We start from the raw sequence: 8219 nt of genomic DNA on the forward strand, positions 1-8219 counted from the left end.
CGCACGCTCCAACGACTCCCCACCAGGAAACATCGTCATGTGGCGAGGCATGCGTCGCCTTGCGGATATGCAGCTGGGCTTCAATCTCGCATCCGAAAGATATGGGTAATCGGAAGCCTGCTTTGACGCTTACCAAAGATGCCTTGACCCGAAAGTTGCTATGAAGTTTTTAAACCGTCATTTAGGAGTATTTTTGAGGCGCTCTGGGGAATTTGACGCGGACATGCGTGCGGCGTTGGTGCCGGCGCCTCCTGGTCGTTCTTATATGACATCAAATGGGAAAAAAAGAATCGTCGTTCTTTTGGTTTACTGTTGAGGTTGTTGCTGCGCATCAACTAATGCCCAAAGCGGCATTGCGGATTGGCCGCCGCCATATATCCTCCCTACAAGACGTACCTGTTAATTCGACTGCGGACGCAAGGCCCGCCAAATAGCTACCGGTCGTCAGGTCGCTCGCCATCATTTTGGGTATTCCGGTGTATCGATTTTTTCAAGTCGAGTAAGCGATGAAAACGAACGCGACAAACACACCTGCAATGAAACTATCCCGTAGCGCATCCGGCAGGTGGTTCGCCGCCGTGCTGCTTTTGGCGGCCGGCTTGCTGTCCGTGCCCGCCGTCCTGGCTCAGGCGACGGTCTGCGCCCGCGTCAAGATCGAGATCAAGCAGGCGCTGACGCTGGAGCGCCAGGCCTTCGACGCGGAGATGAGGATCAGCAACACCACCGACACCGGGGTGATCGAAAACGTCGCGGTGGAGCTGAAGGTCCGCGATGAAAGCGGCAGCCCGGTGCCGGTCAGCGACAATCCGAACGACACCTCGGCGCGGTTTTTCGTGCGCGTGTCCAACAAAACCAACATTGCCGCCATCGACGGCAGCGGCGCGGTCGCGCCAATGACGACTGGCACCGTCAACTGGCTGCTGATTCCCGCGCCGGGTTCTGCGGCCGCGACGGCGCTGGGGAAGAAATACCTGGTCGGCGCCACGCTGAAATATCAATATGGCACCGAGCAAACGGTGCTGGACATCGCCCCCGCCGTAATCACCGTCAAGCCGCTGCCGTCGTTGACGCTGGACTATTTTCTGCCGCAAGACGTCAACGCCGACGACCCGCTCACGCCCGCCATCGAGGCGGCCGAGCCGTTCACGCTGGGGGTGCGCGTCAAGAACAATGGCTACGCCACCGCCAAGGCGCTGAAGATCGACTCGGCTCAGCCGAAGATCGTCGAAAACCTGCAGGGCTTGCTGATCAATTTCCTGCTGACCGGCAGTTATGTCAACGACGCGCCGGTGCACAACACGCTGCTGGCCAATTTCGGCGACGTCGCCGGCGGCGCCAGCAAGATGGCGCGCTGGAACATGGAAACCACGCTGGCCGGCAAGTTCGTCGAATACACCGCCAAATTCAGCCACTCGGACGAGCTGGGCGGCGCGCTGACGTCGATCTTGCAGGCGGCCAATGCCCACGCGCTGATCCACGACGTGCGCGTCGATTTGCCGGGGCGCGACTATGTGCGCGACTTCCTGGCGCGCGACGGCGACGTCGTCCGGGTGTACGAGTCCGACGGCCCGGACACCGTGGTGAGCGACCGCAGTGGCGTGGCCACGCTGACGGCCGGCACAACCCCGGGCGGCGCGCAGTACCGCTTGAGCTTTCCGCCCACCGCCGGTTTTTCCTATGTCCGGCTGGCCGATCCGTTTAACGGCAGCAAGGTGCCGGGGAAGGTCATGCGCTCGGATGCCAAGCAACTGTCGGCCGAGAACGTGTGGCTGTCAAAGACGCGCAACGCCGGCACCAAGCAGTGGGAGTACTGGGTCAACCTGTTTGACGTGAACAGCAGCGGCGAGTACGACAGCCAGTTCCAGGCGCCGCCGGCGGGTCCACGCGCGCCTGTGATGCAGTTTATCCCGGACCGCGTGGTCCAGGAAGGCAAGCAGGTTTCTTTCCTGGTCGAGGCCAGCAGCCCGGACGGCAAGGCGTTGACGTTCGCGGCGGCGCCGCTGCCGGTCGGCGCCCGTTTGACGCCGCAGGCCGCCGCTGCGGCGGGCCTGGCGCGCGCCATTTTCGACTGGACGCCGGCCAAGGGCAGCGCGGGAAATTACCCGATCAGTTACAGCGCCAGCGACGGCAGCCTGAGCGCGGTGCGTTCGGCCGCCATCCGCGTTGAGGCCGCGAAGGCGCCGCCGGGACCGGCCATCCCGACGATACTGTCGCCCTTGTCGGGGGCCCGGTTGACGCACCGTACACCCGTTCTGGCGGTGCAGGCCTCGGGCGAGGCGGGCGATCCGACCAGCAAGGTGCAGTTTGAACTGTATGCGGACGAGGCCGCCACCAAATTGCTGGCGACCGCCTTGCTGGACAAGGGGCCGCCCGGCGCGGGCGCCGGCGGCGTCACGCTGTCGGTCCCCACTATTTGGCAGCTGCCGGACGCGTTGAACAACAACACCGCCTACTGGTGGCGCGCGCGCGCCTTCGACGGCGCAGTGTTCAGTCCGTGGGTCTACGCGCGCTTTTCCGTCAACACGTTCAACAATGTGCCGGACCAGTTCAACTTGAACGGTCCCATCCCGCTCTGGGCCGTCGCCTCGCACACGCCGGCGCTGGCATGGACCAACAGCAAGGACAGTGACGGCGACGCGATTCGCTACGCTGTGACGGTGTACCGCGACGCGGCGCTCAGCACGGTCCTGGCGCAGTCGGCCGACTTGCCGGGCGACGCCAGCGGCAGCACGTCGTGGACCGTGCCGGTGCCGCTGGCGGACGCGCCCAACTACTACTGGCGCGCGCTCGCCAAGGACGCGCTGGGCGGGCAGACCCAGGCCGCGGCCAGGACGTTTACGGTCAAGACCACCAGCCCGGAGGCGCCGCTCCCGTTGCCGCTCAGTCCGGCCGCTGGCAGCCGCGGCACCAGTCCCACCACCGCGTTGGTCGCGGGCCGCCGCACGGAGCAGGAAGCGCTGCCGGACGGGTATGTGTTTGAGATTGATAACGTCAGCACTTTCGACTCCGGCAACAAGCGCATATCCGGCCTGGTGAAACCGTCCGGCGCGGCGGGCGCCAGCTGGAGCGCCACCAACCTGGTCGAGGACCAGCGTTACTGGTGGCGGGTCAAGGCGCGCCGCGGCCCGATCGAGTCGGCCTGGGCCGGCTCGCACTTCCTAATGAGCGCCGCCAACCACGCGCCGCCGGCGCCGACCGTCAAAAACCCCGGCAACGCGGCGTGGACGGCGTCGCTGCATCCGAGCCTGGAGGCGAACCCGGTGGCCGACCCGGAGGGCGACGCGGTGCGTTACCAGTTCGAGGTGTACAAGGACGCCGCGCTCGGCCAGAAGTTCGCCGACGGCAGCTCCGCCAACAGCGCGCTGGTTTTGCCGGCGCCGCTGGTGGACGGCGCCGCCTACTGGTGGCGCGTGCGCGCCCTCGACGCGTCCGGCGCGGCCAGCGGCTGGAGCGCGGCGTCCATGTTGCATGTGCGCAGTGCCCCCAGCCAGGGGCTGGCGATCGCCGTGACGTCGCCGGTCGCCTTGGTCGTCCCCCAGCTCAGCGACGGCCGCCGCCAGGTGACGATCCGCTGGGAGGGCGCCGACCCGAATTCGACGGCGACGGTGGCGCTGTACTTCAGCGCCAGCGCGAACGGTTTCGGCGGCACCCGCATCGTCGACGGCTTGCCGCCGCAGGGCGGCGCGCAGTCGGGCGGCTATGTGTGGGACGCGGCGGCGCTGGCCCCGGGCGTGTACTACGTTTACGCCGAAATTTATGATGGCAGCGGGGTCGGCCGGGGCTACGCGCCGGGCGCCGTGGTGATACCGAACGCTCAACCGGGCGGAACGCTGGGCATATCCGGTCCAGCCACCTGGTACGAGGCGGCGGCGGGCACGGTGGCGGTGAGCTGGTCCGGCGCCTCGGAGAGCGCGATGCTGTTGCTCATATCGGGCAACGCCGTGCCGGCCTCGCCGGATGCCCTGGCGGTGTCGGGCGCATCGGGAATCCGCCTGGTTGCGCTCTCGCTGCCCTACCAGTGCAACAAAGAGCCGCTGTCGATCACAACCCGTATCGGCGCCGTGCTGACCGAGGACCTGAACTTCGCCGGGCGCGTCGCCAGCACTGGCGCCGGCAAGGTGGTCTATGCGCCGTCGAACACCGGCGACGAGTCGCTGCGGGTATGCGATATCCGCATCGTGGCGGAACGCAAGCTCGATGCTGCCTATTCGGAGTTCACCGTCTCCGCCAAGCTGAGCAATCTTGGCGCGGCGATCGCCGTCGCCAACGCGGCGCCGCTGGCGAACGCGCCCGGTGTGAGCGTCTTCGGCACGCTTGAGTTCAACGCCATCGGCGCCGGCGAGCTGGCCAATTCACGCACGACGGTGACGGTGCGCGCACCGTCCGGGGCGTCCGGTGCCTCCTCCATTTTGCAGAAGGGTTTGACATGGTCAGTTCTCGTCGTCCGCTAGGCCGCGCCGCGGCAGGCGTGGGCGGTGCGCCATGACGGCCGCCGCCGCGCCGCGCTTGCGCCTGACCGTGCAGGGCGTGGACGGGCGCGCCCACACGCTGGAGTTCAGCGATGTTGGCGAGGCCGAGGCGCTGCGCCGCGCGGCCGCGCGCGGCCTGCGCGTGCTGGCGCTCGAGGCCGTCGTGGCCTGTGGTGGCGGCGCGCGCGCCGCGCCGACGCGCTTTCCGCTGGTGTTGTTCAGCCAGGAACTGCTGGCCCTGCTTGAGGCCGGCCTGAATCTGGCCGAGGCCCTGTCGACCCTGCACAGCAAGGAGCGCCACGCCGGCGTGCGCGCCGTGCTGGCGGCCGTGCTGCAGGCGCTGCGCGAGGGGCGCAACTTCTCCGACGTGCTGGCGCAGGCGCCGCAGCACTTCCCCGACGTCTACGTGGCCACCGTGCGCGCCTCCGAGCGCAGCGGCGACCTGGCGCAGGCGCTGACGCGCTACATCGCCTACCAAGTGCAGTTCGAGGGTCTGCGCAAGAAGCTGGTGTCGGCGGCGATCTACCCGGCCATGCTGCTGCTGGTCGGAGGCTTCGTCACGCTGTTCCTGCTCGGCTACGTGGTGCCGCGCTTCGCGGTGGTGTACGAGTCGTCCGGGCGCGAGCTGCCGTGGTTGTCGGCCATGCTGCTGGCGTTCGGCAAACTCGTCGATAAAAATTGGCATGCAGCGGCGGCGGCCCTGCTGGCGCCGGCGGCCGCGCTGGCCTGGGGCGTCGGCCGGGCCGGCGGCCGCGCTTGGCTGGCGGCCAGGGTGCTGGGCCTGCCCTGGCTGGCGCAGCGGGCCGACGCGTTCCGCCTGGCGCGCTTCTACCGCGCGCTTAGCCTGCTGCTGGCCTCGGGCATCGCGCTGCCGCGGGCGATGGGCATGGTGGGCGGCCTACTGGGGCCGCGCCAGCAGGCCGCGCTGGCGTCGTGCCGCCTGGCGCTGGAGCAGGGCCGGAGCTTGTCGGCGGCGCTGGTCGACGCCGGCCTGGCCAGCGCGGTGGCCGAGTCGCTGGTCAAGGTGGGCGAGCGTTCCGGCCAGATGGCCGACATGCTTGAGCGCACCGCGCGCTTCGCCGACGACGAGTTTTCGCGCTGGGTCGACTGGGCCTCGCGCCTGCTCGAGCCGGTGTTGATGGTGCTCATCGGCATAGTGGTCGGCACCGTGGTGGTGTTGATGTACATGCCGATTTTCGAGCTGGCCGGGAGCGTGCAATGAGCGCGGCGGCGTTGCCGTGTCCGCTGACGGCGGCGCTGATGGCGCAGGCCCGCGCGCTCTGCGCCAGCGACAACGTGGCGCTGCTGGCGGCGCTGCAGCAGGTCAGCGGCTGGCCGGCCGCCGCCCTGATGCAGGTGCTCGGCGCGCGCTGCGGCTATCCGGTGCTGGCGATGGCCGCGCTGCAGGCGCTGCGGCCCGACTTCGACGCGCTCGGCTACGCCGACTGCGTGCAGCGCGGCCTGCTGCTGGCGCGCGGCGGCGACGGCGCCGCCCATCTGGTGCTGTCCGACCCGTTCGACGGCGCGGCCGAGGACTGGGCGCTGCGGCGCTGCGGCGCCGCCGCGCCGCGCGTGGCGCTGGCCCACCCGGAGGACGTGCAGGCCTACCTGCTGCAGTCCGAGCAGCAGTTGCGCGCCATGGACGGCTGCGCGCCCGGCCCGGCCGGGCGTAACGACGAGGAGGTCGCAGCCGTGATCACGCTGGCCAGCATCAACGACGACGCCAGCGCCGTCGTCAAGCTGGTCAATTCGACCCTCTACGACGCGCTCAAGCTGCAGGCCAGCGATATCCACCTCGAGTGCGACGCCGGCTGCCTGCACGTGTTGTACCGCATCGACGGCGTGCTGGTGCCGATCACTCAGGTGCAGGGGCAGGACACGGCCGAGCAGGTGGTGTCGCGCATCAAGGTGATGGCCGAGCTCGACATCGCCGAGCGCCGCGTGCCGCAGGACGGCCGTTTCAAGGTGCGCGTGAACGGGCGCGACATCGACTTCCGCGTCTCGGTGATGCCGAATATCTTCGGCGAGGACGCGGTGCTGCGCCTGCTGGACCGGCAGTCGTTGGGCGAGCGGGCCGAGGCGCTGCGGCTGGAGCACCTGGGCCTGGACGGCCGGGCGATCGGCGCGATCCGCCGGCTGGCCGGCAAGCCGCACGGCATGCTGCTGGTGACCGGCCCGACGGGCTCGGGCAAGACCACCACGCTGTACGCGGCCATCACCGAGATCCACACCGGGCGCGACAAGATCGTCACCATCGAGGATCCGGTCGAGTACCGCCTGCCGCGGGTGCTGCAAATCCCCGTCAACGAGAAGAAGGGCTTGACGTTCGCGCGCGGGCTGCGCTCGATCCTGCGGCACGACCCGGACAAAATCATGGTCGGCGAGATCCGCGACGACGAGACGGCGCAGATCGCGGTGCAGGCGGCGCTGACCGGCCACCTGGTGTTTACCACGGTGCACGCCAACAACGTGTTCGACGTGCTGGGGCGCTTCCTGCACATGGGCGTGGATGCCTACAGTTTCGCGGCGGCGCTCAACGGCATCGTCGCCCAGCGCCTGCTGCGCATCAATTGCCCGCACTGCGCGGTGGCGCTCGAGCCCGACGCGCAACTGCTCGAGGCGGCCGGCCTGTCGGCGGCCCAGGTCGCCGGCTGGACCTTCAAGGCTGGGCGCGGCTGCGGCCACTGCCGCGGCGCCGGCTACAAGGGCCGCAAGGCGGTGGCGGAAGTGCTGTTGCTCGACGACGCGTTGCGCGAGATGATCGTCGCGCAGGCGCCGATCTCGCAGCTCAAGGAGCGCGCCGCGCTGGCCGGCATGGAACCGCTGCGTGCCGTCGCGTGGCGCGCGGTGGCGCGCGGCGACACCACCCTCGAGGAGCTGGCCCGTGTGGCCGGGTAGGGTGGGCCGGCGCGCCACGCTGCTGCTGTTCGTCGGCGCGCGCGGCGTCGAATGCGGCGTGCTGGACGGCGCCGGCGCCACCGCGCAATGGCGCCGCGACAGCCTGCTGCGGGTCGACATCGAGGCCGCCGGCGGCGTCGAGGCGGCGCTGCAGACGCTCGCCGAGGCGGCGCTGCAATTGCCGGCCCGGGCCGGCGCCGCCGCGCCGCGCCAGCTGCGCGTGGTGCTGGCCGAGCGCTGGCTGGCTGTCGCCGGGGCGCCATGGAACCGGTACGCGCGCCGGCGCGACGGCGCGCTGACCTATGCCCGGGTTCAGCTGGCGCTGGCCGGCTTCGAAGTCGGCGCCGACGCCACCTTCAGGCTGGACGACGCGCCCTTCGGCGCGCCCCGGTTGGCGCTGGCCTATCCGGCGCCCCTGCTGTACGCGCTCGGGCAACTGGCGGGGCGCCTCGGCGTGCACCTGGCGTCGGTTTTGCCGCTGTCGGTGGCGGCCTGGGAGGTGGCGCGGCGGCCGGGCCCGGCGCGCCCGCGCGCGCTGCTGCTGCTCGACGGCGGTGCCCTGGTGCTGGCGCGCGGCGCCGGCGCTGGCCGGCACCACCTCGGCGAGGTGACGCTGCGCACGGGAGAGGACGCGCGCGCAGCGCAGCCACAGCGCCTGCGCGACGCATGGCGGCGCGCTTGCCTGCGCGATCCGCAACTGGCCGCGGTGGCCGAGGTCGGCGTATTCGAGCTGGCGCAGGAAGGCGATGCGGCCGCGCGCGCCGGGGCGCCGTTTGCGGCGCTGGCGCTGCCGCCGCGCGGGGCGCCGGAAGGCGCCCCGCCGGGCTTGCGGCTGGCGGCGCGCGCCTGCCG

4 protein-coding genes are annotated in these 8219 nt (G+C 70.0%); all 4 read left to right on the forward strand.

What is annotated here, in order from left to right:
• Positions 1–506 precede the first annotated feature (506 nt).
• The gene (locus ACQ4W7_RS28970; protein WP_436535171.1) at positions 507–4451 is read left to right on the forward strand and encodes a hypothetical protein; all 3945 of its coding nucleotides are present in this window, start codon (positions 507–509) and stop codon (positions 4449–4451) included.
• Between the two features lie 160 nt (positions 4452–4611).
• Positions 4612–5691 carry a type II secretion system F family protein gene (locus tag ACQ4W7_RS28975; protein ID WP_436535173.1) on the forward strand — a complete coding sequence of 360 codons (1080 nt, stop codon included), beginning with the start codon at positions 4612–4614 and terminating at the stop codon, positions 5689–5691.
• The gene (locus ACQ4W7_RS28980) at positions 5688–7367 is read left to right on the forward strand and encodes a GspE/PulE family protein (protein WP_436535175.1); all 1680 of its coding nucleotides are present in this window, start codon (positions 5688–5690) and stop codon (positions 7365–7367) included. The genes ACQ4W7_RS28975 and ACQ4W7_RS28980 overlap by 4 nt, the downstream gene beginning before the upstream one ends.
• A partial coding sequence (locus tag ACQ4W7_RS28985) for a hypothetical protein (protein WP_436535177.1) occupies positions 7354–8219 on the forward strand: 866 nt, incomplete at its 3' end. The genes ACQ4W7_RS28980 and ACQ4W7_RS28985, both read left to right, overlap by 14 nt.

The organism is Janthinobacterium algoris (assembly GCF_051380935.1).
GTDB lineage: Bacteria > Pseudomonadota > Gammaproteobacteria > Burkholderiales > Burkholderiaceae_D > Janthinobacterium.

What these genes read in the sequence shown, in the direction of transcription:
- ACQ4W7_RS28970 (WP_436535171.1), top strand. Translation starts at nt 507, where the DNA reads ATGAAAACGAACGCGACAAACACACCTGCAATGAAACTATCCCGTAGC.
- ACQ4W7_RS28980 (WP_436535175.1), top strand. Translation starts at nt 5,688, where the DNA reads ATGAGCGCGGCGGCGTTGCCGTGTCCGCTGACGGCGGCGCTGATGGCG.